The organism is Shewanella sp. KX20019 (assembly GCF_016757755.1).
Taxonomy (GTDB): Bacteria; Pseudomonadota; Gammaproteobacteria; order Enterobacterales; family Shewanellaceae; genus Shewanella.
Genome location: NZ_CP068437.1, coordinates 2,296,012 through 2,321,516 on the forward strand (window position 1 = coordinate 2,296,012; position 25,505 = coordinate 2,321,516).

23 protein-coding genes are annotated in these 25,505 nt (G+C 43.0%); 13 read left to right on the forward strand and 10 right to left on the reverse strand.

All coding sequences use genetic code 11. The features are described 5' to 3' along the window. From JK628_RS10090 to JK628_RS10115, 6 genes are all read left to right on the forward strand, one after another. Positions 1–624 (forward strand): NADH:ubiquinone reductase (Na(+)-transporting) subunit D, encoded by a 624-nt coding sequence (locus JK628_RS10090; protein WP_101091087.1) that lies wholly within the window; start codon positions 1–3, stop codon positions 622–624. Positions 625–632: 8 nt separating this feature from the next. Then, positions 633–1,241, forward strand: a complete 609-nt coding sequence (gene nqrE, locus JK628_RS10095; protein WP_202289342.1) for an NADH:ubiquinone reductase (Na(+)-transporting) subunit E — start codon at positions 633–635, stop codon at positions 1,239–1,241. 54 nt (positions 1,242–1,295) lie between these two features. Continuing rightward, positions 1,296–2,513, forward strand: coding sequence for an NADH:ubiquinone reductase (Na(+)-transporting) subunit F (gene nqrF / locus JK628_RS10100; protein ID WP_202289343.1), 1,218 nt, complete (start codon positions 1,296–1,298; stop codon positions 2,511–2,513). Between the two features lie 243 nt (positions 2,514–2,756). Continuing rightward, a complete protein-coding gene (locus tag JK628_RS10105; RefSeq protein WP_202289344.1) occupies positions 2,757–4,325 on the forward strand; it encodes a methyl-accepting chemotaxis protein in 1,569 nt (522 codons plus the stop codon). Between the two features lie 179 nt (positions 4,326–4,504). Then, entirely contained in the window at positions 4,505–7,672 is a 3,168-nt protein-coding gene (locus JK628_RS10110) for an NAD(P)-binding protein (protein WP_202289345.1), read from the forward strand. Between the two features lie 121 nt (positions 7,673–7,793). Next, positions 7,794–8,255: a DUF1801 domain-containing protein gene (locus JK628_RS10115; protein WP_202289346.1), complete on the forward strand. Its 462-nt coding sequence runs from the start codon at positions 7,794–7,796 to the stop codon at positions 8,253–8,255. Between the two features lie 64 nt (positions 8,256–8,319). Here JK628_RS10115 and ggt read toward each other — a convergent pair whose 3' ends face one another. Then, entirely contained in the window at positions 8,320–10,068 is a 1,749-nt protein-coding gene (gene ggt / locus JK628_RS10120) for a gamma-glutamyltransferase (RefSeq protein ID WP_202289347.1), read from the reverse strand. A 209-nt stretch (positions 10,069–10,277) separates the two neighbouring features. Here ggt and JK628_RS10125 point away from each other — a divergent pair, with 209 nt between their 5' ends. After that, complete coding sequence (locus JK628_RS10125; RefSeq protein WP_237524184.1) at positions 10,278–11,489, forward strand: GNAT family N-acetyltransferase; 1,212 nt, start codon at positions 10,278–10,280, stop codon at positions 11,487–11,489. A gap of 20 nt (positions 11,490–11,509) precedes the next feature. Here the strand turns inward: JK628_RS10125 and JK628_RS10130 are convergent, their stop codons facing one another. The 3 genes from JK628_RS10130 to JK628_RS10140 all read right to left on the reverse strand — a co-directional run bounded on the left by JK628_RS10130 (position 11,510) and on the right by JK628_RS10140 (position 14,673). Further along, positions 11,510–12,130, reverse strand: coding sequence for a LysE family translocator (locus tag JK628_RS10130; RefSeq protein ID WP_202289348.1), 621 nt, complete (start codon positions 12,128–12,130; stop codon positions 11,510–11,512). A gap of 278 nt (positions 12,131–12,408) precedes the next feature. After that, positions 12,409–13,449, reverse strand: a complete 1,041-nt coding sequence (gene hppD, locus JK628_RS10135; protein ID WP_202289349.1) for a 4-hydroxyphenylpyruvate dioxygenase — start codon at positions 13,447–13,449, stop codon at positions 12,409–12,411. Positions 13,450–13,512: 63 nt separating this feature from the next. Beyond that, entirely contained in the window at positions 13,513–14,673 is a 1,161-nt protein-coding gene (locus JK628_RS10140; protein WP_202289350.1) for a homogentisate 1,2-dioxygenase, read from the reverse strand. Positions 14,674–14,831: 158 nt separating this feature from the next. Here JK628_RS10140 and JK628_RS10145 point away from each other — a divergent pair, with 158 nt between their 5' ends. Next, positions 14,832–15,740, forward strand: a complete 909-nt coding sequence (locus tag JK628_RS10145) for a LysR family transcriptional regulator (protein WP_202289351.1) — start codon at positions 14,832–14,834, stop codon at positions 15,738–15,740. Between the two features lie 32 nt (positions 15,741–15,772). Here JK628_RS10145 and JK628_RS10150 read toward each other — a convergent pair whose 3' ends face one another. Continuing rightward, entirely contained in the window at positions 15,773–16,126 is a 354-nt protein-coding gene (locus tag JK628_RS10150; RefSeq protein WP_202289352.1) for a hypothetical protein, read from the reverse strand. 368 nt (positions 16,127–16,494) lie between these two features. On the opposite strand from JK628_RS10150, the gene JK628_RS10155 reads away from it, so the two are divergent. Next, positions 16,495–16,854, forward strand: a complete 360-nt coding sequence (locus tag JK628_RS10155) for a DUF6508 domain-containing protein (RefSeq protein WP_202289353.1) — start codon at positions 16,495–16,497, stop codon at positions 16,852–16,854. A 98-nt stretch (positions 16,855–16,952) separates the two neighbouring features. On the opposite strand, the gene JK628_RS10160 is transcribed toward JK628_RS10155, so the two are convergent. Both JK628_RS10160 and JK628_RS10165 read right to left on the reverse strand, forming a co-directional pair. Beyond that, entirely contained in the window at positions 16,953–17,945 is a 993-nt protein-coding gene (locus JK628_RS10160; RefSeq protein ID WP_202289354.1) for a cytochrome-c peroxidase, read from the reverse strand. Between the two features lie 240 nt (positions 17,946–18,185). Beyond that, entirely contained in the window at positions 18,186–18,413 is a 228-nt protein-coding gene (locus tag JK628_RS10165; protein ID WP_202289355.1) for a PGPGW domain-containing protein, read from the reverse strand. 434 nt (positions 18,414–18,847) lie between these two features. Here JK628_RS10165 and JK628_RS10170 point away from each other — a divergent pair, with 434 nt between their 5' ends. Continuing rightward, positions 18,848–19,531: a substrate-binding periplasmic protein gene (locus JK628_RS10170; protein ID WP_202289777.1), complete on the forward strand. Its 684-nt coding sequence runs from the start codon at positions 18,848–18,850 to the stop codon at positions 19,529–19,531. A gap of 78 nt (positions 19,532–19,609) precedes the next feature. On the opposite strand, the gene JK628_RS10175 is transcribed toward JK628_RS10170, so the two are convergent. Further along, positions 19,610–20,017 (reverse strand): YccF domain-containing protein, encoded by a 408-nt coding sequence (locus tag JK628_RS10175; protein WP_202289356.1) that lies wholly within the window; start codon positions 20,015–20,017, stop codon positions 19,610–19,612. A gap of 225 nt (positions 20,018–20,242) precedes the next feature. Between JK628_RS10175 and JK628_RS10180 the strand changes: the two genes are divergently transcribed. Continuing rightward, complete coding sequence (locus JK628_RS10180; RefSeq protein ID WP_202289357.1) at positions 20,243–21,160, forward strand: 1-aminocyclopropane-1-carboxylate deaminase/D-cysteine desulfhydrase; 918 nt, start codon at positions 20,243–20,245, stop codon at positions 21,158–21,160. Between the two features lie 187 nt (positions 21,161–21,347). Here JK628_RS10180 and JK628_RS10185 read toward each other — a convergent pair whose 3' ends face one another. Then, positions 21,348–21,521, reverse strand: coding sequence for a hypothetical protein (locus JK628_RS10185; RefSeq protein WP_020912937.1), 174 nt, complete (start codon positions 21,519–21,521; stop codon positions 21,348–21,350). A gap of 533 nt (positions 21,522–22,054) precedes the next feature. Here JK628_RS10185 and JK628_RS10190 point away from each other — a divergent pair. Both JK628_RS10190 and JK628_RS10195 read left to right on the forward strand, forming a co-directional pair. Beyond that, positions 22,055–23,662 (forward strand): mechanosensitive ion channel family protein, encoded by a 1,608-nt coding sequence (locus tag JK628_RS10190; RefSeq protein WP_202289358.1) that lies wholly within the window; start codon positions 22,055–22,057, stop codon positions 23,660–23,662. Positions 23,663–23,900: 238 nt separating this feature from the next. Then, the gene (locus JK628_RS10195; RefSeq protein WP_202289359.1) at positions 23,901–24,854 is read left to right on the forward strand and encodes a chemotaxis protein CheV; all 954 of its coding nucleotides are present in this window, start codon (positions 23,901–23,903) and stop codon (positions 24,852–24,854) included. Positions 24,855–24,857: 3 nt separating this feature from the next. Here the strand turns inward: JK628_RS10195 and JK628_RS10200 are convergent, their stop codons facing one another. After that, on the reverse strand, positions 24,858–25,502 hold the full coding sequence (locus JK628_RS10200; RefSeq protein WP_202289360.1) for a hypothetical protein: 645 nt from the start codon (positions 25,500–25,502) through the stop codon (positions 24,858–24,860). Between the last annotated feature and the right edge of the window lie 3 nt (positions 25,503–25,505).

The following is a 25,505-nucleotide window of genomic DNA, read 5'->3' on the forward strand; positions in this document are numbered from 1 at the left end:
ATGAGTACTCAAACTGCATCGACTCGTGACATTTTAACCAGTCCCATTTTTAGTAATAACCCAGTCGCTATGCAAGTGCTTGGGGTATGTTCAGCACTGGCTGTCAGTAACTCAATGCAAACCGCATTGGTGATGACACTGGCTGTGACGTTTGTACTGGTATTTTCAAACCTAATTATCTCAAGCATACGTTCACTTATTCCCAATAGCGTGCGTATTATTGCGCAAATGACCATTATCGCGTCATTAGTGATTATTGTGGACATGGTGTTGCAAGATATCGCCTATGAACTTTCACGTCAGCTTTCGGTATTTGTGGGACTGATTATTACCAACTGCATCATTATGGGACGCGCTGAAGCGTTTGCCATGAAGAACCCACCGCATTTAGCTGTAGTTGATGCTGTCGGTAATGCAATGGGCTATGGCGTTATCTTATTAGGCGTCGCGTTTGTACGTGAACTGCTCGGTAGCGGTACCTTATTTGGACATGAAATACTAAAAACCGTTGAAAACGGTGGCTGGTATCTCGCCAATGAAATGTTCAAGTTACCGCCAAGTGCGTTTTTCTTAATTGGCTTGATGATCTGGTCAATAAACGTCATTCAGCGTAAGCGAGGGTAGTAAGCGATATGGAACATTATATAAACCTGTTTATTCAGGCTGCGTTTATCGACAACATGGCGCTCTCGTTCTTTATGGGCATGTGTACCTTCTTGGCGGTATCGAAAAAGGTATCGACATCTTTTGGATTAGGTGTAGCTGTTATCGTTGTGATGATGTTAGCAGTGCCGCTTAACCAGGTAATTTATGCCAATATCTTAGCGCCAGGAGCACTTGCATGGGCAGGGTATCCTGCTCTGGATTTAAGCTATTTACAGTTAATTACCTTTATTGGTGTTATCGCCGCGCTGGTACAGATCTTAGAGATGTTTTTAGACAAGTACATTCCGGCACTTTATGACTCATTAGGTATTTTCTTACCTTTGCTGACCGTAAACTGTGCGATTTTTGCTGGGGTTATTTTCATGGCTAACCGAGATTATACACTGGGTGAGTCAGTGGTATTTGCAGCCGGTTCTGGATTTGGTTGGGCGATGGCGATTGTCATGCTTGCCGGATTGCGAGAGCGGATGAAGTTCCACGCGATACCAGAAGGCCTACAGGGTATCGGTATTGTATTTATTACCACAGGCTTGATGGCGCTAGGCTTCATGGCTTTCTCTGGTATTTCTATTTAAGTCCGTTAGCGATAAACGACTTAATGAAAACGAATTAAACAAAAGGTAGATTCGATGGAAATGGCAATTGGTATCGGTATGTTCACCGTCGTGGTTAGCATATTGGTTATGGTGATTTTGTTCGCCAAAAGTAAACTAGTGTCTACGGGTGATGTCAACATCCGTATTAATGATGATGCGGAAAAAAGCATTTCAACCTCAGCAGGTGATAAGTTACTCGGCGCACTTGCGAGTAAGAATATTTTTATTCCATCAGCCTGTGGTGGCGGCGGAACATGCGGTCAATGCCGCGTGACCGTCAAATCGGGTGGTGGTGATATTTTACCCACAGAGCGAGATCATATTAGCAAGAAAGAAGCGAAAGAGGGCTGTCGCCTTGCTTGTCAGGTTTCTGTTAAAACTGATATGGAGCTTGAGGTTGAAGAGGAGATCTTCGGTGTTAAAAAGTGGCAGTGTGAGGTTATTTCAAATAACAACACGGCGACTTTTATCAAAGAGCTGCTGCTTAAACTTCCTGAAGGTGAAGATGTACTCTTCAAGGCGGGTGGCTACATCCAAATTGAAGCGCCGGCACATAAGGTTAACTATGCTGATTTTGATATTCCAGCTGAATACCGTGATGATTGGGTTAAGTACGACCTGTTTAAGCTAGTGTCAAAAGTAGATGAAGAAGTACTGCGTGCATACTCTATGGCTAACTATCCGGACGAGAAAGGCACAATCATGTTGAACGTGCGTATTGCGACACCGCCGAATGACAAAGTTGCACCGGGTAAGATGTCATCGTACATCTTTAACCTCAAAGCGGGTGACAAAGTGACTATTTCAGGTCCATTTGGCGAGTTCTTTGTCAAAGACACCGACGCAGAGATGATTTTTGTCGGTGGTGGTGCAGGTATGGCACCGATGCGTTCGCATATCTTCGACCAGCTTAAGAGTAAAAAGACTCAGCGTAAGATGAGCTTTTGGTATGGTGCACGTTCAACACGTGAAGTGTTCTACCAGGAGGATTTTGATGCGCTTGCGGCCGAGAATGAAAATTTTGTTTGGCATGTGGCGCTATCTGATCCACTACCTGAAGATAACTGGACAGGCTATACTGGCTTTATTCATAACGTGCTGTTTGAAAACTATCTGCGCGATCATAAAGCGCCAGAAGATTGCGAGTTCTACATGTGTGGCCCTCCGATTATGAACTCATCGGTGATCAATCTGCTTGAAAGCTTGGGCGTAGAGCCTGAAAATATTTTGCTCGATGACTTTGGCGATTAAGCAAAGTAAAGCATCTTGAATTAGAAAAACGCAGCCTTTGAGCTGCGTTTTTTGTTTTCTGTATTCACAGTGATTTTATGTGTGGCCCTACATCGATTAATGAATTCATCGGTGATCAATCTGCTTGAAAGCTTGAGCTAGTTAGGCTTATCAGTGTTATCCCGACTAAGGTCTAATCCAAACTTAGCCATAAACATTCCAGAATAGTGCTGTTACCCATTGTTTCTATTTGTGGATGGTTGTATGGCAAAAATCCCCGTTTTAGCATCACTCCTGCCAATACTGATTGTTATGTTGCTGACAAACATGCTTATGTATTGGGGGGATTACAGTTTACTGTTCGTTGCCTTGAGTACCGTTGTAAGCAGCGTCGTCCTGTGTATTCTGGTTAATGTTTACCTTGCCAAATCTGCTGCCGAAAGGGCATTAATCACAGAAAAAGAGCGTGTGGTAGTCAATGATGCCGCGACCAATATTAGTGTTCATACCAGCAAGCTTGCCATTGGTTCGGCTGAGGTATCGCATTTTATCGATGAGTTAAATGGTGCGATAGCGGTAAATGGAAAGAGTGCCAGTAAGATCGCAGTTGCCGGGGAGCAGCTTAGTGTAGCGACCAGGCAGTTGAGTGATAATGCCGCCAATATTTTAAAACAATCTCATGATGCAGAGCGATTTAGTGTGGAGGGGCGTAGCCGTGCAAGCCAAGGTGTAGACTCGATTAAATGTTTAAGTGAAAATATCGATCTTGCAGCAGATAGTGTTACTGCACTTAATGAAAAAGTTTCACAAATACAAAGTATTACAGATGTTATTGACTCCGTAGCACAGCAAACCAATTTACTTGCTTTAAATGCCGCAATAGAAGCTGCACGAGCTGGTGAGCAAGGAAGAGGTTTTGCTGTTGTGGCTGATGAAGTTAGAAGTTTGGCGCAGAAGACGACTCAAGCTACAGCGGATATAGCGGCTACGTTGGAACAGATTATTAATGACACCCAGCGTTCTCGGGTAACAATGCAGCAGGTTGTAGATGGTACTTCGCAGGCGGTAGCTGCAATGTTAACGCTTGATGATAGTTTTAACCATATTTCTGCGTCTATTTCACAGTCGACAATATCCTTAGCTCATATGGAAGAGGCGTTAAAAGAGTCAACTTTAACAACTGAAGATATATCGGCGTCAGTTGGTCTTATTCATCAATCTCTAGGAAAGACTGCATCGCAAAGCGAAGATTTGTCAGCACAAGCTTTCAGTTTGTCGATAACAACAGAGGAAGTATTTCAGGAGCTTGCTCAGTTTGATAGCCAAACTTTTGATCAGCAAGTGTTAAGTGAAGCGACTGAGGCAGCGCAGCGCTGTGGAGAATTATTAGAGTCCGGCTTAGTGCAAAACATCTATAGTGAGCATGAATTATTCCTACCCCAGTATGAGGTGTTACCTAATACTCAGCCAGTTAAATATCAAACCAAATTTGATCGCTTTACAGATCAATGTTTCCCTGCGATTCAAGAACCGATCTTACAGCGACATAAAGCGATTGTGTATGCAGGTTGCGTAGATAGAAAAGGCTACTTCCCAACCCATAATCGATGTTTTAGTAAGCCTTTAACAGGCCGAGATCCGGTAGACGTTGTTAATAATCGAACTAAGCGCATATTTGATGATCCGACAGGGATCCGCTGTGGTCAGCATATCAATCCTGTATTGTTACAAACATATAAGCGCGATACGGGGGAGGTGATGCACGATCTCTCTGTGCCCATATTTGTAAATGGCAAGCATTGGGGAGGTTTTAGAGTCGGCTTCACAGCTTAGTAATATTCACATCTTACTTGAAAGTGCTCGATTGAGTGTGATGGGGATAGGTCTAATCTAACGAAGGTATTTGCCACCGAGTTGCATGTTGAATTTTTGCTCTGGCTATCGTTATTGTTAATAATCCGTGATTTAATAGATTTAGTTGGTTATTTATCTATATAAACAAGGATGACGCAATGGATGCTCTACGCCCTGATTTTATCTACCCCCCCGGCTCTATGTTAATGCACTCTCCGCTAATTTTAAGCAAAGCCGATATGTACGGCTTTTTCTTAAAAGGCAAAATGGCCAACCTGCAAAAATCTATCGATACCAGCCTTAACCAAGTGGCCGGCAGTGCAATGTATTTCAAAGTGCTATCGCCATACGTATTGACTAGTTTTACTCGCGTCGATAAAGCCTATTCTGCCTATCCAGAAGATAGAGAGAAAGGTTGGATCCAGGAAACGGATATCGTGACTTGGGTGATGGTTGGTCGTCAAAATAGCAGCGATAGTGACGATATTAGCCATGTGTACTTTCATCCTTTACATATTTTTGTCAATGATGCGATGGCACTGATAAATGGTCGTGAGCTGTTTGGCTATCCTAAGTACATGTGTGAATACGAGATGCCTGACGTGGGCGCTCCGCTGACAAAGCTGAGTTTATCGGCGAAGAGCTTTAAGACTTTTTCCCCTGACAGTGAACTGGCATTTCATCCTTTGTTGAGTGTGGATTGTGAGGCCGCCGAGGAGCATCAACTGTCATCTCTTGAAGCGATTGGTAAAACATGGGACTTGTTTAAAGCCCAAACTGATTTTATTCCTGAATTGGATAAGCTTGGTGAGAGCCAGTTGTTTAGCTTGTTGTTTAAACCGGCCATAGACCAAGTTTTCCTTAAGCAGTTACCCGATAGCGCGGGTGATAAAGCGGTTTATCAGGCGATTACTGCAGCTCCAGCAAAAGTAAACAAGGTCCATTCTGTTTCACTATTAGAGAATGACCTGCTTGCCACAGTTTTTGATAATGCATCCTTTTCTTTCAAAGAGTCATTAGGTGTCGAACTTGGCGAGCAACATGTCCTGTTGCCATATCATGTGAACTTTGATTTTGAAGTGCCACAGGGCGAGGTTTTAGTGGATAACTCTTTTATCAAAAAAGAGAAAATTGCGATTTTGGGAGGCGGTGTCGCTGCAATGACTGCAGCGGCTTGTTTAACTGAGCAGCCCGGTTGGCAAAACCGCTACAAAATCGATGTGTATCAAATGGGATGGCGTATTGGTGGTAAAGGTGCCAGTGGACGAAATGCTGATAAAGGTCAACGCATTGAAGAGCATGGGCTACACATCTGGTTCGGATTTTACCAAAATGCTTTTAGCTTAATGCGTAAAGCTTATGAAGAGCTTGATAGACCCGCAGGTACGCCTCTGGCTACATTCTTAGATGCATTTAAACCGCATAACTTTATCGTATTGCAAGAGGATGTCGGTGGCGACTCTGATAGTTGGCCGATTCAATTCCCCGAGCGTAGTGGCTTGCCGGGTGACGGTACGGAAGTGCTCACATTGTGGAAGGTAGTCAAGGCCGCATTTAGCTGGATCCGCCATTGGTTAACTGAAATGGACGACCTGCTCGATGAGATGGATGAGCAAGCCAAAGAGTCTGCAAGGCCGATACACTGGTTTAGTCGAGAATGGTTCGAACAGCTAAACGATAAAATTGATGATTCTATCGATGACGCGAAAGAAAGCATGTCATCACTAGCCGATAAGTTGGAATGTCATTTTAATCAAATGATAGGCCGTGATTGTGAAGAACACCATCATGACACTGAAGATGAAGGTGGCTTCGTTGAATCTGCTGTTGATGCCTTTAGAGCACGTCTAGAGGAGCGTTTTGTCGATAGGTTGGAGACTAATGATGAACTACGCAGGTTGTATATTGCTGCTGATCTGGGCCTAACCATCCTGAAAGGTATGTTCGTTGATGACGTATTTAAGCATGGCTTTGATGTGATAAATGATTATGACTATCGTGAATGGCTCACTAAGCATGGTGCTAACCAAACATTTACCGTCGATTCTGCGCCAGTGCGTGGCTTTTACGATCTAGTATTTGCTTACGAGAAAGGTAACTTTGACAACCCTAACTTAGAAGCGGGCACGATTATTCGGTCAATGATGCGCATTGCACTTTGTTACCAAGGTGGGGTGATGTGGGAGATGCAGGCAGGCATGGGTGATACCGTCTTTACCCCTTATTATGAAGTACTTAAGCGCAGAGGGGTTAAGTTCCACTTCTTTAATAAGGTTGAGAACCTTGAGTGTCAAGATGGCAGTATTCAAGCGATAGAGATAACCGAGCAGGTGGCATTAAAAGAGGGGCTAAAATCCTACTCGCCACTGGTGGATGTGAAAGGGTTAGACTGCTGGCCGAGTCAGCCAAAGTTCGCTGAACTCGATCCTGTGCAAGCGCAATTAATGCAAAAGCATGATATTAATCTGGAGCATTTCTGGAGCAGTTGGGACGAGGTGTACCAGCAACACTATGGCCATACATTGCCGAAAAAGCGCCTGGTTAAGGGCAAGGATTTTGATAAAGTGATATTTGGCCTTTCAATAGGCTCTGTACCGCATGTTGCCAGCGAGGTGATGGAACAGAGCGAAGCATTGAGTCTGAGCGTTGAGAAAGTTAAAACGGTTGCGACACAAGCCTATCAGCTGTGGATGGATCAAGATTTGGCCGGGATGGGCTGGCCCTTAATGCCTGATAATGGCGAAGAGCCAGTGCTTTCTGGCTTTACAGAACCTTTTGATACCTGGGCCTCATTAACTCACCTTATCGATAAAGAAGACTGGCCAGCTGTACAACCTAAAAATGCCAGTTACTTTTGCTCGGCTCTACCTGTCGAAAGTTATCCTCCAGCGAGTGATATCGATTTCCAACAGCACAAAACTGCACAGGCAAAAGGGGGGGCCATCGCCCAGCTTAATAATGAGATCTACAAACTGTGGGGTAACGTGCCAGCGCCAACGGTAGAGGAAAATGGTGAAGTGCAAGGTCAATTCCCATGGCAGTGGTTACATGATGACACTGAAGCTACGGGTGTAGCAAGATTCGACAGTCAATACTGGCGAGCCAACGTTGACCCATCTGAGCGCTATGTGATGTCTGTTAAAGGCAGTACACAGTATCGTATTGCAACGGATGGAACCGGAATCGATAACCTCTTCGTGACAGGCGACTGGATAAAAACCGGCATTAATGCCAGCTGTGTGGAAGCGGCCACAATGGCTGGAATGCAAACCTCCAAAGCTATTAGTGGTTACCCTGAAGTGATAAAAGGTGAGCAAGACTTTTAGGTTATATTGGAAGTGAATGGAGCTGGGACTGCCTTGCTCCATTTTTTATTTGCTTGCAGCGCCCCTTTTTTAATCAATAGTCTCTAAACTAACTTTAAGAAAGCTAAATTTGGGGGACGTCGTGTCACAACCTACTGCAGCTACATTAAAAAATAATACCAAAACCAACCAATTAAAAACACAACCAACAAACGCAGATGTTAATGCCTTTATTGCTCAAAAGGTGGATGGTCAAAAACTTCAAGATTGCAAAGTTCTGCTAAATCTTCTTACTAAATTGACCGGCCAAACAGCGACTATGTGGGGAACCAGCATTATTGGTTTTGGACAATATCACTATAAGTATGCATCTGGCCGGGAAGGGGATTGGCCGCTGGTGGGGTTTTCCCCAAGAAAAAATGGTATCACTGTTTATATTATGAACGGATTTAGTGATTACGAAGCGCTATTGGCTAAATTGGGGAAATATAAGATAGGGAAATCTTGCTTATATATCAAATCGTTATCGGGTATCGATATTGAAGTACTATCTTGTATTATCGTTGATTCTATTGAAAAAATGACGAACATTTACTCTGCATGAATATGCCTGTAATAAAAAAGGCGCTTAATACCATGTTAAAGCGCCTTTTTTAACGACTTAATAGCTAATACCCGACGGTTTCGCTGCCTGCTCTACGAGGATCTGATGCACCAAAGATACCTTGGTCTGTGACCATAATTGATTGCGTTGAACCCATTGAATTATTAATCTTAATTTTATGCCCTTTAGCTTCCAACAGCGCTTGAGTATCACGGTTTAAAGTATGCTCTACCCGGAGAACATCGGGCAACCATTGGTGGTGAATACGGGCTGCATTGGTGGCTTCAGCAATATTAAAATTGTGGTCGATGACGTTCATTATCACCTGTAAAGTGGTGGTAATGATGCGTGAACCGCCAGGGCTGCCGGTAACGATGTAAGGTTTACCGTCTTTCATGACGATAGTCGGGCTCATTGAACTCAACGGGCGCTTTTTGCCTTCTACCGCATTGGCTTCGCCACCAATCAAGCCAAAACCGTTAGGCACGCCAGGTTTGGCTGAAAAGTCATCCATCTCGTTGTTGAGTAGGATTCCCGTTCCTTTAGCGACCAGACCTGAACCATAACTGAAATTGAGCGTGTAAGTGTTAGAAACCGCATTTCCCCATTTATCTACCACTGAATAGTGGGTGGTTTGATTACTTTCATAAGGCGCGATGTTACCAGGCTTAATCTCGCTGCTGGGTGTTGCCTTATTAATAGCGATTTTTTTCGCTAACGCTGTGGCGTAATCTTTGTTAATTAACGCATCGACAGGCACATCGTTGAAATCGGGGTCACCCAAATATTCACTGCGATCGGCATAGGCTCTTTTCATTGACTCGGTCATTAAGTGCAGGGTAGTTGCAGTATTGTGTCCTAGCTTATCAATGGGGTATTGCTCGAGTATGTTGAGCATCTCAATAATATGCACTCCACCAGAAGATGGCGGCGGCATAGAGACGACCTGGTAGCCTCGATAATTGCCTGATACCGGTTTTCTCTCAATAGCTTGGTAGGTTTTTAGATCCTCAAGCGTCATTATTCCTCCTGCCGCCTGAACTGCAGTCACTATCTTTTCAGCCGTTTCACCTTGATAAAACCCCTTGCTGCCTTGCTCTGCGATAAGCGTCAGCGAGTGAGCAAGCTCTGGCTGCTTAAGTGTTTCACCTATTTGATAGTCCGAGTTATCCTTTTTGTAAAAGACGGCTGCAGAGCTAGGCCACTGTGCGATACGCCTCTTCAAGCCTGTTAGTGATGCCGACAGATCTGGCGTGACCACAATGCCATCTTTAGCCATTGTAATGGCTGCTTTGGTGACTTGTGCCATCGTCATAGTGCCGTACTTTTCTAACGCAAGCTCCATTCCCATAACAGTACCGGGTACCCCGACAGCCAGACCATGTTCACGACTGAGCTTGTTGACGGCGTTGCCTTTTTCATCAAGGAAAATGTCTTTGTGAGCGTTTGCTGGTGCTATTTCACGGTAATCAATAGCAATCGTTTTGTTTTGCTTGGCAAGATGTACCAACATAAAACCGCCACCACCGATATTACCGGCACGGGGTAGGGTCACGGCGAGGCTGAAACCTACGGCGACGGCTGCATCTACTGCATTACCTCCCTGTTTAAGGATCTCCACTCCTGCTCTTGTTGCCAATGCTTCTTGGCTCGCGACCATACCATGCTCAGCCCATATCGGGTGTGCTGTTGCCATGTGGCTGTATATGGATGTTTCTGCAGCATTAACTGATAGCGGGGCGCTGGCGGTTAATGTTAGTGTGAGTGGTATTGCCATGGAGATGGCAAATGCTAAGCTCTTAAACATGCGCATTTTCAATCCTTTGTATTTTTTGTAATGTCTATTGCGGTTGAATCTCATGCTCTGCTCGAGGTAAAACAGCTCTTGAGTTCAACTCTTAATTCGAGTTTAGCAATGTGACGCTTATCGCTATTAAATGCAATAGTGATCAGACCATGGCGCGCAATTATGCGCTAACTGACTTATTGATAGCAATTTGACGAAAGGAGTTGGAACTCAGTTTGGACAACAGAAACGATGATGGAATTGAGTCGCAATCGCTGGGAGCATGTTTAAGCTTAGGGTTTGTCGATGCAATAGATGCTGTGGATGCCAGTATTTGGGATGATTTAATGGATGATGGAAATCCGTTTAATCAACACGCCTATTTAGCGGCATTAGAGGCTAGCGGTTGTGTTAGCCAACAAACCGGATGGACGCCATTACACCTCATCGTGCGCGAAGCTACGCGAATCGTTGCTGTTATGCCGCTGTATATTAAAAGCCACTCTTATGGCGAGTATATTTTTGACTGGGCGTGGGCCGAAGCTTACGACAAGCATCAAATTCCTTATTATCCAAAGTTAGTATCTGCGATCCCATTTACCCCAGTTACCGGAGCGCGCATCGGCATCGCCACTGATGTTACTGCGCAGCTAGTGTGGAATGTGGTTAAGCAGGCGCTTGATGGCAGCTTAATCGAGCATGGTTTTTCCAGTTGGCACTGTTTATTCCTGCCCAAAGAGCAGTTCATCGCCATGTCTCAACCAGCAGAAGATAATCCTGCTTGCTTGAAACGACTCAGTACTCAGTTTCATTGGAAAAACAGAGGTTATCAGGATTTCGATGATTTTCTAAACTCACTTACCTCCCGTAAACGCAAAGATATTAACAAGGAGCGCGCCAAGTTAATGCCCCACAAACTAAGCTTTGAGTTTGTTAATGCAGAGCAAGCAACTACAGCAATGTGGCAAACATTTTATGCTTGCTACAGGCAAACGTATGCCAAACGCTCGGGCCATGCTGGTTATTTAAATTTGGCATTCTTTGAGTCGATTGCTAACACCATGCCTGATAACGTGTTGCTGTTATTGGTGCGTAACCTTGAGGAGCAAGTGGTTGCATCTGCGCTGTATTTTAAGTCGAAAACCCATCTTTATGGTCGCTACTGGGGCAGTTTGGTTGATATCGACGGATTGCATTTTGAAGCTTGTTATTACCAAGGTATCGAATACTGCATTGCGCATCAATTGGCTGTATTTGACGCTGGCGCCCAAGGAGAACATAAAGTGGCCCGCGGGTTCGAGCCAGTAGCAACATACTCTACTCACGAGGTGGTTCACCCCGAGTTTCGCAGCGCCATTGAAAGCTTTACTTTTCAAGAGGCTGATAATATAAAAACTTACATGCAGCAATTAACCAGCAAGCTGCCTTATCGACAACAGGCTGATTAAGCGGTTGCTAGCTAAGGCGATTAGCCTAACGCTAACCAAAAACCGACCGCTATCATTAACGAACCCGCGATACGGTTCATCCATTTAATGTTGTCACCGCGGCTTAAAAAGACCCGTAAGCTTTTACCACCCGTTGCGTAAGCCATCATGCTGGCAAATTCGGTAAACATGATGATACCGAGCAAAGCGAGTAACTGCGGTGCGACTTCACGCTCGACATTAATAAACGGCGGCAGCAGCGACACCATAAAAGCCCAACCTTTCGGATTGGCTATTGCGGTCATAAAGCCCTGTGTCATCAGCTCGACATTGCCAACGCTCGGTGCTGTTTGGCCCTCGACTAAAGCCATTTTTCCTCTTGAGCGCCACATGTTTACGCCAATATAGGCGAGATAAAGGCCACCAACCCATTTTAGTACTGCAAACACTTCAGGGTAATTGAGCATGATGCTGGCAACCCCCATTACAGCCGCGACAGCAACAAGTGCTACGCCGACGAGTTCCCCAAGCATCATCCACATAGTACGGCGCACACCAATGCTCATGCCTAGTGTCATGGCTAAAGTCATGCACATACCGGGGGTAATAGAAACAAAAAAGAAAGTGGGCAGAAATACGGCGAGTAAAGCGATATCAGGCATGGCGTTGCAAGTCTCAGTAGTTAAAACGGCTTAGTTGCTAATGGGGATTAGCTGGAGCGTTATTGTAGAGAAGATAGCTGCCTTTGGATATAAAGCGGGATACAAATTCAGAATATTATCTGATATAAAAAACCAGCTTAGCCGATTGATAGGCATAAACTGGTTTATTAACGAGCGATAGGCGTTATGAACGTTTCTTTAAGCGCTTTTTATTAGAGCTATTCATATGCCATACTCTAAAAATTGCACTCTCAATGACTGCGCTTTATAAGCACTTATTAAAGCACGCCACGTCGCTGCTGATCACGCTCAATGGATTCAAATAGTGCTTTAAAGTTACCTTCACCAAAGCCTTCATTATTTTTACGCTGAATGATCTCAATGAAAATGGGACCAAAGAGGTTTTTGGTGAATATTTGCAGTAAATAACCATCGTCATCACCATCGACCAAGATTTGATGATGCTTGATACGATCATGGTCTTCAGTCACTTGTGGTAACTTCTCAAAAATAGTGTCGTAATATTCAGGAATAATATCCAGCGTTTGGATAGATGAGCCTTCCATCGCATCCAAAGAGCCGACAATATCGCGGCTTCTGAAGGCTAAATGCTGCACACCTGGGCCGTCGTATTCACGTAAATACTCATCAATCTGATTCTTGTCGCTACCCTTTCCTTCGTTAATTGGGATGCAAAAGCTGCCATCTGGCGAACGTAGAGCATAAGAAATAAGTGCTGTTTGTGAGCCTTTAATGTCAAAGTAACGGACTTCGGTAAAGCCAAAAATATCTTTATAGAAGTTTGACCAATGCTCCATCGTGCCTTTGTAGACGTTATTAGTCAGGTGATCAACTTCCATGAAGCCTTTCTCTTGCGTAATAACTTGCTCATCTAAGTCTTCAAAGTCAGTGGCATAGATATTGTCAGATTCACCAAAGGTATCGATGAAATAGATAAGGCTGTCGCCGATGCCATAAATGGCTGGATAGGGCATATCCTTAGCGTCTTCATCGGCGGGCTTTGCACCGCGAGCAACTGCACCTTCAAAGGCTAACTGTGCATTCTCGACTCGCCAACCCATAGAGCAAATTGCTGGGCCATGGCTTTTGGCAAAGTCGGCTGAAAAGCCCTTGCGTTCGGTGTTAAGCAAAAAGTTAATATCATTTTGCTTGTAATACAAAATATCTTTCGACTTAGACTTCTTCAATAAAGAGAAACCAAAATCAATGAATACCTGATGCATGAAATCTTGCTCTGGTGTGGCAAACTCGGTAAATTCGATGCCGAGTAAGCCCAGTGGGTTTTGTTCGCTTGCCATTGTTATATCCTTTATCAATTCAGACCAGCCATTACGTTGACGGCTGGTGTTCTTGGGTCATTGTTAACTTTCAATCCAAGAACGGTTGTAGTCGATGCTCATGCAGTTCTTTACATGTTCAGTCAATTTCAGTGGGGCGAAAGTATCGACCATCACTGCGTATTCGTAAGTTTCTGTTTTGCCTATTGAGGCTTCAGTGCGACCCGGTTGAGGGCCATGAGGGACCCCTTTTTGATGTAATGTCATATAACCAGCTTCAATGCCGGTTCGGCTCATAAAGTCACCGTCGACGTAATAGAGCACTTCATCACTGTCGATATTTGAGTGGTAGTACGGTGCTGGAATCGATTGTGGGTGGAAATCATAGGGACGCGGTACAAAGTTACAGATCACAAAGTTGTGCGCTGTAAAGACAAGATGGTCCGATGGTGGCAGATGGATCTTACCTACTTTTGGCGCATACTCTTGAATATTGAAAGCCCAGGGGTAAACGCAACCGTCCCAACCGACGAGATCAAACGGATGCCACTCTAAAGAGGTCAGTTGATACTTATCGCCAAACTTACACACTAATGAAAAGTTACCCTGTTCGACGACTGCATCTTGTAATATTGGCGTGCGAATATCTCGTTCACAGTAGGGGGACGATTCCAGCATCTGTCCGTATTCATTGCGAAAGTGCTTTGGTACTTCAACCATGGTTGAAGACTCGATAACAAACAGCCTTGCAGTGCTGTAGTCATCGAATTTGAGTTGATAGGTAGTGCCTCTTGGGATAACAAGGTAATCCCACTTCTTTACGGCTAGTGCACCGTATTCACTATAAAGCGTACCTTCGCCTTCGTGAACAAATAGCACTTCATCGGCATAAGCATTGCGATAAAATTCGTCGGTGTCTTCCGTAACTTTAGCGGTATACATAGCGACGTCATTGTTGAAAAATATTTTATTACGAGCGTTGAAAAAGTTACCTTTGCAATCGGCTTGTTTGGTATCCAGTTTATAGTTCTGTATTAACGAGTCTTGCCAGTCCTTGCCATGAGATAAACTGTAAGGCGCAACTTCTAACGCCTTAGTCGGCATATTATGGTGATATTTATTGGAATAGATATTGGAGAAGCCATGGGTTGAAAACAGCTCTTCACGATAAAGCTCCCCATTGTCTTTTTCGAATGTGATATGACGCTTTGTGGGAATACTCCCTTGCTTCACATAAAATGGCATACTTGCTTTCCTTGTAATGTGCACACTGCACTTATCTAGTCAGTAACGTGATCTACTTAACAATTTAGTTGCTAACTTCAGCAAAAAAAAGAATAATAATTAACCTGTCTCCATCTAAAAAATAGATGGTATATTTGTGTTTACGCAAGGGGAGCTCAATGCGTATTGATGTAGATGCCTTTAAAGTACTGCAAGTGTTGGTCGAAGAGGGCAGTTTTGCTAAGGCTGCAGAGCGGTTGCACAAAGCGCAGTCGGCGGTGAGCTATCAAGTTAAAAAGCTTGAGCAACACCTTGGTGTAAATCTTTTTTGTCGCGATCAGTACCGTGCAGAATTAACACCAGAAGGTAAAGTTATCTTGGCTGAGGGGCAAAGGTTGCTGCAATACCTGACAAATATAGAACACTTAGCCAGCAGGTTTAGTGAAGGGTGGGAGCCAAAGTTAGAGTTAGTGGTTGATGGTGCACTGCCAATGAAGCCGATTATGCGAGCACTCAAAAGAATGGCAGAGCAACAAATACCCACTAAAGTGCAGTTGAATATGGAATTTTTGGGTGGTGTACAGGAACGCTTTGAGCGTGACAGTGCCGATTTAATGCTGGTTAAAGATTATCGAACTGGTCCAAATTATCGGCCGCAAGCGCTACCACAAATTACCAGCATTTTGGTTGTTGCCGATAGCCATTACTTGGCTTGCGAAAGGAATATTAGCCTGTTTGAACTGCAACGCCACGTCGAACTCACTATTGAAGATTCTTCACCGGACAAACAAAACCGCGATGAACTGCAGTTCGGTGGCGATAAGGTGTTTTATCTTTCGGGCTTCATCATGAAGAAGAATGCCTTGTTGATGGGATTAGGTTTTGGATGGATGCCAGATTTTTTGATTACAGACGAGCTCGCCAGCGGTCAGTTAGTTGAAGTTGATTTCATTGGGGGTAACCACTATAGCTTTACGCCACAACTTGTTTCTACCATGGAGCGGCCACTGGGTAAGGCGGGCCGTCTGTTTACAAAGTTAATAATGGAAGAGTTTAAAGCTGAAGGAGCAGCCCAGTTAGATCATTAACTTATACTTGCTCCAGTTTTAGATGCAAGCTGCTAATTGCCTTTGATTAGAATATCAATGATTTCACGGGTTTTGTTATTAACCTTGATTGGCACATCATCAATATCGATAACTAGATTACCATTGGAGTCGACAGGCGAGGTCACTTTACCTCGCTTGAAAAGATCATCACTGAGTCTGTCGCCCCGTTTGAGCTTTTTCTGCCAGCCGGGTGGCAGAGGCTCTCCTCTATCTAGTTTTTTCTGTAGGCCGTAGGGGAGTGCTTGCTGCTTATTATGACCTTGTTGCTTGCCATCTTTATCGTGTTTAGCCAACACATGAGTTGGAGTCGCGCTGATGATAATGGCATAAAGTAATATCAGGACGTAGCTGATGGAAAATTTCATGAATGTACTCATTTTTGCTCAATTTCGCTCAAGTATAGTCAATGCAGATTGCATTGGCATTTTGCGACTGCTGCTGTAAAACGATTTTAGTTTGGCGACAAAATAGGGCGTTTATGCATACAGTGATGACTTTACCAACCATGGCTGCACACTATTTAAGTCGCTATCTTGAGGGCGTTAGACTTATTTATGGTTTACAACAGTGGCTTAAGCAGATTATTCGTTGTTAAGTTTGTGTTCAGTTAGCTTCAATTAGAATGACCTCATTAAAAGCTGGTATGCCTTATGCAATTCAATGTTAAAACACCCTGCATAACTTGTCTTCTTTACAGTGAAGCAAAAAGGCCAGTTCTAAACGGAGGTATAGTATGAATAACTCAATAATGAAGAGCCACGCGACTGGTTTATATAAAGAGTATGCTAATGATCTTTTGATTGGAAATCATTTTGTATCAGACAAGCGTTTACAAGACTTTGTTGCCGACTTAGCACGTGAAGGCTTGCTGCTTGAAAGCTTTAAATGGGATGAATGGTATAACAACAGTTATATGGTTGACCGTCCTGAGTACATCGCCGATGCGACATTATATGAATGTCAGTTATTGGTCACCGCCATGGCGAGGCTAGACAGATTCAGCCCAGGAGTATTGAGTAATATGCGCAGGCAAGGGGTGCTTAATGCGATAGCCAAACGGTTTAAAGTATTATCATTTGAGGCGGTAATGTAAGGATTAAGATCCATGGCTGAGTTGAAATAGGTTTAGCAGTAAAAAAGCCGCATAATGCGGCTTTTTTACTGTGTACAGATAAACAAATGCTAGATGACTTAGTCAGCAAAAGGCACTGGTCGCGGTGTATTTGGTGTTGAAGGTGGCAAGATAGGCAACACTATCTGCGGCTGTTCCCCTGTAAGCGAATTTAAAAATGATACCATTTGCTTGGTTTCAGTTTTGGTTAACGCCTGGCCTAGTTGAATATCGGCCATGGTATTAACGGCCTCTGCTAAGTCCCAGACACTGCCGTCATGGAAGTAGGGATAAGTTAGCTCTATGTTTCTCAACGTCGGTACCTTAAACACAAATTTGTCTGCTTCTTTACCGGTTACCCCTTTTCGTCCTTCAGCAGGATTTGTGGTATGGAATGGTTTTACGAGCCCCATCTTCATGTACATGGTTCCGCCGACAGCAGGTCCGTTATGACAACTTACACAGCCTTTGTCTTTAAAGAGCTGATAGCCAGCTATAGCGTCGGCATTAATGGCACTCTTATCGCCAGTTAAGTATTTGTCGAATGGGGCATTAGGTGTCACCAGTGTTTTTTCAAACTCTGCAATGGCATCCGTTATTGAATCAATGCTGATATCGTTGGTTTGATATACATTAGCAAAGCGAGCTTGATACGCTGGCATAGAACGAATAGTGTCTACTGCGAGCTCATGGCTAAAGCCCATCTCTTTTGGGTTGGCAATAGGGCCACCGGCTTGCTCTTTCAAGTCTTTAGCTCGGCCATCCCAAAACTGCGCTAAGCCGTATTCGGCGTTTAACACTGTTGGTGAGTTTATGGGGCCTTGTTGCCAGTTATGACCAATAGAGGTGGGCAGTGCGTCAACGCCTCCAAGGGAGAGATTGTGACAAGAGTTGCATGAGATAAAACCAGATTTAGACAGTCTAGGCTCGAAAAAGAGCATTTTACCTAGCTCAACTTTTTCAGGGTTGGTGATGACCGCTGCGGGGATAATTTCAATTGGCTCACTCGCCGCAAACGAACTAGCAGAGCAGATTGCTGCAATAGCGATAGTGAGTGTGGTTAGTTTTATCATGGGGCCCCTATAAACTTACTTTAATTGTGGTTATTTGTTGGGACCATAATAAGTAAATACTTTAATAGGAGGTAACGCATTGTTTCGATTGAGACTATCGCTAGTTTGGATTGATTTAATGCGACCTTGGTCGCAGAATATCCACGAAAGAGTTAGTAGGGTAAGGCCATTGTAGGTAGTCGCTCTACACTTTCAACTACCTTCCGATATGTTTGTAACCGTTGAGCAACACTGTGGTTGTTATCGTTTCATCTTACGTAGTAAGATTTTTCGATCGAGCCAACGAGCAGTATGACTCAAGTGGTTTTGACTCTTCTTTAGCCAACGGTGTGCCCAAGAGTATTCAATACTTAATATTGCTAAGCCTATAGGCAGTAGCAACCAAGCCGGACCTGGTAATATGATAAGTGCTGCGCCGGTTAAGGTGAGTAAACCGCCAACGATGGTGATGAGTGCTCTTTTTAACATCTTTGACTCCAAGGATGAATGTATGGGCAGCTAAGCCTGCAAATAGTACGATGCGCACGTTAATACACTTAGCATTGTAGATTTTAGTATATGCGCATTTAATCTTTAGTTCTTATCCGAACTGTAACAAATCCTTCTCTATTCACTTTAGACTTAATGTGACTCGTCTTTTAGGTGAAAGCTGCTGTTCACATCACACATGTGATTACACTGTTTTTTTTGGGGGCCTTGGTGATATTGTCACTTTTGACTAAAATTGATGGTAATGACCGTTAGGTCATCACAAAAAAGTAAGAACTGAAACAGCGTGCTAAACGAAAGGCTGCGAAATAGAAATGTGCTTTTACTTAATGGATTATCTATGTCGAACGATTAATATTGTTCAAACGCATACACGATTGATACTACTATTGATCGTGGCGTGCTCATCGTCAATGGTGAGTGCAGACACCCTGTACTTAACGTCATTACACTGGCCACCTTACTCTGGAAGTACGCTCAAAAACGAGGGCGCAAGTATTGCAATCACCCGTGCGGCGCTGGCTGCAGTGGGCCATAAAGTGGAGGTCGATTTCTATCCATGGAGTCGAGCAGTGAGGATGGCCTCAAGAGTAGACTCAAAATATTCTGGATATTTGCCTGAATATGCCTATCCAACCGAAAAGTTTGTTTTCTCTAAATCGATGGGAAGCAGTCCCTTAGGGCTGGTGGAGCAAAAACGTCATCCTATCAGTTGGTCTGAGCAGAGCGATCTTAATCAGTACAATATTGGTGTGGTACAAGGTTATGTCAATACTGAGCAAATAGATAAAATGATCGCACAGGGAGTACAGCCCGTTGAGGTGGTAGCGTCTGATATCCACAATATTAAAAAAGTCGTATCAGGGCGAATTGATGCAGCAGTTATCGACGCTTATGTGCTGCGTTACCTGTTGGCACAACCTGATATGGAGTCTGTAGCCAGTCGAGTTCAGTTAAATAAGCGTACATTGACAGAGAAAGAGCTCTATATTGCGTTTAAAAACAATGAGGAGGGAAAGAAGTGGCGAGATTTATTTAATCAGGGATTAGCAAAAATTGATGTCGATAAAATATTAAAAGACAATTTGGTCGATTAGAGTTTGCGACGACGGGTCAGGCGACCCGCGTCGACAGTTCACTAACGCTATTAGCGCAGCAGGGGAAATATCAATTGGTTAAGCTTTTGAAACAACGGTTTGGCCAATAGGCGTTAAGCTTAAAATCGCAAGTTTTAAATGCTGTAAGGCAAACGGAATACCAATAATGGTAATAGCACATGCAAATGCGTGAACGATATGACCGATAGCAAGCCATATACCAAACAGTAGGAACCAAATAATATTACCAAGCATACCAAAGGCACCGGTGCCTAAATCTTCCATCCCTGTTACAGAACGGCGGCTTATAGAGTCCTGACCGAATGGCCAAAACGTCATCTCACCAATAACGAAACACGCTCGCCCGAACGGGATCCCTATAATGCTAATAAAGCACAGTAGGCCAGCAAACCACCATGCTAACCCCATTACAAAACCGCCCAACACAAACCAAGCTATATTAAATACTAAGCGTAAAACTGCCATTTAAGATCCCTTATTAAAAATCTACTGCCCAGTGGGCGCTAATGTATTGTTTAAATGCGATTATCATGCCACTTCTCAGTTCATTGTTTTATATGTATTTTATGTTCTGTGGGCAGCCATTGAATAATGAAATATACTAAAAATTAGTGATTCTAGACATTGAAGTCTAAATTACACTAAGTAAAGCGTTACAATAGTAACTCATTATATTGAAGAGAATAGCCCGTGTTTACTCACACTCCAGTAGATCATATCGACTTTAATGGTCGCCGTGTTTTCGTAAAAAGAGATGATCTTTTGCATAAGGATTTTTCGGGCAATAAGGCACGTAAATTTGCTTATTTTCTGCATCATGATTTCCCCGGTGTTAGCCGATTAGTAGGTTACGGCTCTCCGGTTGCTAATTCGCTTTATTCAATGTCCGCTTTAGCCATCTTAAAAGGATGGCAACTTGATTTTTATACTGATCATATTGCTGCGCAAGTTTTAGTATCGTCAAAAGGTAATTATGCAGCGGCTATCGAAAATGGCGCAAATGTTATTGATTTGTCTTTGGTCGCAGATAGAGATGGTAGAAGTTGTAAAGAGTATATCGAGCAGGTTGTCCTGCCAAATGACGATAAGGCTTTGTATGTTCCTGAAGGAGGCCGTTGTCTCTACGCTCGTGATGGCGTGCATCAACTGGCAAGAGAGATAGTTAACTGGTTCGAGAGTTGTCAGTTTGATGAACTGACCGTTTTTCTGCCGTCGGGAACAGGTACTACTGCGGTATTCTTAAATGAATATTTTGTGCTCAATAAGAGCTGCATCAAAGTGAAAACATGTGCCTGTGTTGGAGGTGAAAACTACCTTAAACAGCAGTTTTCTGAGCTAATAAGTGATACTTCATTTCATCCAAAGATATTAAGCTCTGATAAAAAATACCATTTCGGAAAGTTATATAAAGCGTTTTATGATATCTGGCGTAAAGTTGGTGAACAAGGGATTGAGTTTGAGTTACTTTATGATCCGCAGGGGTGGATTTGTGTTGAGCAGCACTTGTTAGCGAATCCAGAACCAGCAATTCTCTATATTCATCAAGGTGGTTTATTAGGGAACGCGACGATGTTGCCACGCTATCAACGTAAATATGCGGCAGTATAGAGAGATTTAAGTAGGTGGTGTGTTTCCACTTGGTTAGGCTAGTTACCTGAGCAGAGGTAAGGCCTAAACCAAATGAAGTGAACTAAATAGCTGAATATGTTTCAGTCCTATTCGTTTGCCTATGAAGACAAACTATCGATACGAGCGAGAGGAGGTGTATCGAAAAGTCATTTTACTTAATTGAAAATTATTTACTTGAAGACAATAACCAGTTCATAAATTTTAGCGCTTCAGTGCGCTTTGAAAAAGTCTGTCTGTTTTTACCTTGACTGTCAGTGAAGGCGATTGAAGATTTGTTGACTGAAATTGAATCTACTGGAAAGTTGACTGTAATTTCGTGTCCATTTACTAGGTATGACATATGGTCACACTCCTTTAATTAAAGCTACCAAGTTGGTAGTTGTTTATAACAATAAGATATCCTTAGCATTTTCGCGAAAGATGAATTTAAGTTCAATTCGAGATTACTCATCTTTTCATGCTTATACAAGTGGCTTGCTAGCAGTTTTGTTAATAAATGTGTTGTTAGCATCACAAAAACAAAACTAATCTCAAGCTGTAATGAAGTAAAGCATAAAGATATGACAGTAAAATGACTGTCAATTAAGATGATCGAACCTGTTGTGATAACGCTTATGTGGGGATCAAACGACGAATCGTGGATTTTTACAGAAGGCGGTGAAAGTATATCAAAAAAGGGTATATCTCTAAAAACTGTGTGGATTATATCCAGTAAATAATCCTTGTCAATCAATAAAATTAAAAAGCTTGTGTCGAAGTTAGCTTATTATTAAGTGTTAGCAATAGGCTAATAAGTGCTAGCTTGACTAATATTTGCTTAAGAATATTTTGCCTGTGTTATTCAATATCCTTGTATTAAAATGGAGTTTTTCGATGAAAAGGATTATTTTTTTTCCACTGTTTGTGCTGCTAATCAGCCTTCCCTCCGTAGCATTTAGTGTTACAAGGCTAGCAAGTGCAGCTCCATCAAGTGAAGAGCAGATAGAAGAGACACCGCCTACCAGCGTCAAAGTCAGCAGCTATGACTACAAAGACAGCCTATTTAGAGATACACCTCGGGGAACCATCGAAGGTTTCTTTGAGGCTACATTTGAACAGAACTTTGAAAAAGCCGCTAAGTACTTAGACTTACGCTATCTACCTGATGGTATGTCAAAAGACCTTGGGCCTGAATACGCCAAGCAATTAGTGGCTATTATCGAGCGTAATCTTTGGGTTAATCTTGAAGAGATCAGTGATCTGCCTAGCGGCACTAGCAATGATCAATTGCCAAATTACCGAGATGCTTTTGGCCGAGTGGAAGTGCAAGGTAACGAGATCACACTATTACTGCAAAAAGTACCGGATAAGCAGTTAGGTAAAATTTGGAAGATCTCGAATGCTACCGTGGCTAAAGTGCCCATGCTCTATAGTGAGCTTGGCTATGGACCAGTTGTTGAGTGGTATGTGCAAAATATTCCAGCAGGCCATCTCTTTAAACTTAACTTGTGGGAATGGGCGCTACTGATTAGTTATCTAATCTTGGCATTATTGGTGGTCATTCCGTTAACGTGGTTTGCAAAAAAACTAATACTGCGCAGTGAATATCAATACAAAGATGATGTTGCGCACCTTGTCGTTGGGCCATCACGCCTTTTACTTGCACTGCTATTAGATCGTGCATGGATGGCAAATACCACGCTTTCTGCCAATGTGATGGAAGTGGTTAATACTGGTTTTTTACTCGTCATTGCAATTATTTGGTTTATCTGGAACTTAGCCGATGTACTGCAAAACAGTTTACGTTTGCGTTGGATTAATCAGGGCAAGAGTCAAACTGCATCTTTATTGCGGCCTTTAGCAAATTTTCTTCGAGTGATTTTAGTTGCGCTGACAATTTTAATTTGGCTGGAGCATCTTGGTTTTGATGCCTCCACTATTCTAGCCGGTTTAGGTATTGGTGGGGTCGCCATAGCATTAGCTTCTAAGCAATCAATCGAGAATTTTATAGGTACTATTACCTTGTACTCGTCAGCACCCATTCGGGTCGGAGATGTCGGTCGTTTTGGTACCATAACCGGTACTGTCGAAGAGATCGGTCTACGTTGTACCCGTATTCGGACAATTGATAGGACAGTGATAAACGTACCCAACGCGCGTTTGTCTGAGATGGACATTGAGAACATATCGGAGCGCGAAAAAATCCGTTTAAAGACTGATATTCGCTTAGATTATAAAACGACGACAGAGCAGCTACATGGCATCATTGAAGATATACGTGCTTTGCTAGTGGAACATGAAAAAGTAGATGAGACGCCGTTAAGGGTGACATTCAGAGGTTTTGGCTTACATGGACTGCAACTTAATGTGTTTGCTTATATTGGCACTACTGATTTTGCTGAGTTTCAGTTGGTCTCTGAAGAACTGCATTTTAGTATTATGAATACTGTTGTAAAGCATGGCACTCGAATTGTGCCAGTAGTACCGATTGCTGCAGAGTAAAATGAACTTTCGGGATCAATATTCGGGATTATTTTCCAGCTAATAAGGGATTAGATCACAGATATAGAAATTATTTTTATGCTCTGAAACTGCCTTTATCAAGCGGGGCAGTGGGTCCGCTCAATTTGATTGATTAACTACAGTAAAATCTACACATCAAAGTGAGTTTTAAGCTAGTGATTTTATATCGCATATCGTTATAATTGTTGCTCTTATAGCACTATAGATGGGAAGTCGTATGGCGGAGATGCTCGCAAGCGTTGATCAGCGCACTAAGCTTGTTGGTGAAAACCGATTAGAACTTTTGTTGTTCAGAATTAGTGTAACGCAACTATTCGCCATCAACGTATTCAAAGTAAAAGAAGTGGTAAAAGTGCCCCCTTTAAGTCATTTACCAGGCAGTCACCCTAGTATCATCGGTGTTGCTAATCTGCGTGGGCTGGCAATACCTGTGATCGACCTTCGAAAGGCCATTGGTTATAGACCCTCGGCAGTGTATGAGAATAGTAACCTCATTATTACCGAATATAATCGTTCGGTGCAGGGGTTTTTAGTCGACAAAGTAGAGCATATCGTCAATCTTACTTGGAGCGATATTATGCCGCCACCTAAAACGGTGGGGCGAAATAACTACCTCACGGCGATAACGCGAGTCGAGTATCAGGATAAGCAGGAGCTGGTGTCAATTATAGATGTTGAAAAAGTATTGGCAGAAATTATTCAATACGATATTAAGCTATCAGAGGGTGTATTAGATCTGCAATTGTTGCCATTAATGCAAGGCAGAAGAGTGTTGATCGCAGATGACTCGGCAACGGCAAGACGCCAAGTGAGAGAAACATTAGAGCAATTGGGTTTAGAGGTTATTGAAGTTTCTGACGGTTTGATGGCATTAAATCAATTAAAACAATGGTGTGATCAAGGAATAGATGTATCGGAGCATATTGTTATGTTAATCACCGATGCTGAAATGCCAGAAATGGATGGCTATAAATTGACCCATGAGATCCGTCAGGACAAACGTATGAGTCAGCTATATATCACCTTAAATACGTCATTAAGTGGCAGTTTTAATAATGCGATGGTTGAAAAGGTAGGCTGTGACCGTTTTATCTCTAAATTTCAGCCCGATCTACTCGTTGAAGTTGTTCAAGATAAACTACGCCAATCAGAAGTGATCAAGATGCAGTAGCAGCTAGTCTTCATGTTCTTGTTTTAAGTCATTAATGACCTGTCGCTTTAATTCTGGAGCGGCAGCGATATTGATCTGTGCGACTCGCACGGCAAAACTAAAACGCTGTTTACCGACAATACTAACAATATCCTCTAGAAAACGTTTATCGAGCACAAATTGTTTAGCGTAAAATTTAATCGCTTGTGTGACTGAACTGTAATTAACACCGTCAAAACTAAAGCCAGCGTCATAACCATAATCATCAATGGTGACACCATTAAGACTCAGTGGCCAAGCTGGATAATTAACTCTATCTCTGGCGATCTCGTACATCATCCATGCACTTTTTTTAAACCCGCCAAAAACTTTGTCTTCAAATTCAGACTCTTCAAGCTCTTGTTTCGTCCAGTTTATACCAATGGCGAGATGTTTCTCATAGATCCGCATTAGCTCATCCTTGACTGCCATTTTACAATCCCAAATAGAGGTTAGCTTATGTTGTTTAGCAATTTTAAAACACTCTTTGCAGGTTGGGAGCATTAGTGATGGATGCGGTGTGTAGTGCTCTTTAATATAACCCAACTGCATGGAACTTGGCTCGCCACAAAACCAACATTGGTGTCTGCGATTAAAGGGTATGTCGATTGATGGGGCAAGTTCAAACAAAAT

Bases quoted from the DNA above. Each gene is read 5' to 3' on its own strand.
- JK628_RS10090 (WP_101091087.1), top strand. From the start codon at position 1: ATGAGTACTCAAACTGCATCGACTCGTGACATTTTAACCAGTCCCATT.
- nqrE (WP_202289342.1), top strand. From the start codon at position 633: ATGGAACATTATATAAACCTGTTTATTCAGGCTGCGTTTATCGACAAC.
- nqrF (WP_202289343.1), top strand. From the start codon at position 1,296: ATGGAAATGGCAATTGGTATCGGTATGTTCACCGTCGTGGTTAGCATA.
- JK628_RS10105 (WP_202289344.1), top strand. From the start codon at position 2,757: ATGGCAAAAATCCCCGTTTTAGCATCACTCCTGCCAATACTGATTGTT.
- JK628_RS10110 (WP_202289345.1), top strand. From the start codon at position 4,505: ATGGATGCTCTACGCCCTGATTTTATCTACCCCCCCGGCTCTATGTTA.
- ggt (WP_202289347.1), bottom strand. From the start codon at position 10,068: ATGCGCATGTTTAAGAGCTTAGCATTTGCCATCTCCATGGCAATACCA.
- JK628_RS10130 (WP_202289348.1), bottom strand. From the start codon at position 12,130: ATGCCTGATATCGCTTTACTCGCCGTATTTCTGCCCACTTTCTTTTTT.
- hppD (WP_202289349.1), bottom strand. From the start codon at position 13,449: ATGGCAAGCGAACAAAACCCACTGGGCTTACTCGGCATCGAATTTACC.
- JK628_RS10140 (WP_202289350.1), bottom strand. From the start codon at position 14,673: ATGCCATTTTATGTGAAGCAAGGGAGTATTCCCACAAAGCGTCATATC.
- JK628_RS10145 (WP_202289351.1), top strand. From the start codon at position 14,832: ATGCGTATTGATGTAGATGCCTTTAAAGTACTGCAAGTGTTGGTCGAA.
- JK628_RS10150 (WP_202289352.1), bottom strand. From the start codon at position 16,126: ATGAAATTTTCCATCAGCTACGTCCTGATATTACTTTATGCCATTATC.
- JK628_RS10155 (WP_202289353.1), top strand. From the start codon at position 16,495: ATGAATAACTCAATAATGAAGAGCCACGCGACTGGTTTATATAAAGAG.
- JK628_RS10160 (WP_202289354.1), bottom strand. From the start codon at position 17,945: ATGATAAAACTAACCACACTCACTATCGCTATTGCAGCAATCTGCTCT.
- JK628_RS10165 (WP_202289355.1), bottom strand. From the start codon at position 18,413: ATGTTAAAAAGAGCACTCATCACCATCGTTGGCGGTTTACTCACCTTA.
- JK628_RS10170 (WP_202289777.1), top strand. From the start codon at position 18,848: ATGGTGAGTGCAGACACCCTGTACTTAACGTCATTACACTGGCCACCT.
- JK628_RS10175 (WP_202289356.1), bottom strand. From the start codon at position 20,017: ATGGCAGTTTTACGCTTAGTATTTAATATAGCTTGGTTTGTGTTGGGC.
- JK628_RS10185 (WP_020912937.1), bottom strand. From the start codon at position 21,521: ATGTCATACCTAGTAAATGGACACGAAATTACAGTCAACTTTCCAGTA.
- JK628_RS10190 (WP_202289358.1), top strand. From the start codon at position 22,055: ATGAAAAGGATTATTTTTTTTCCACTGTTTGTGCTGCTAATCAGCCTT.
- JK628_RS10195 (WP_202289359.1), top strand. From the start codon at position 23,901: ATGGCGGAGATGCTCGCAAGCGTTGATCAGCGCACTAAGCTTGTTGGT.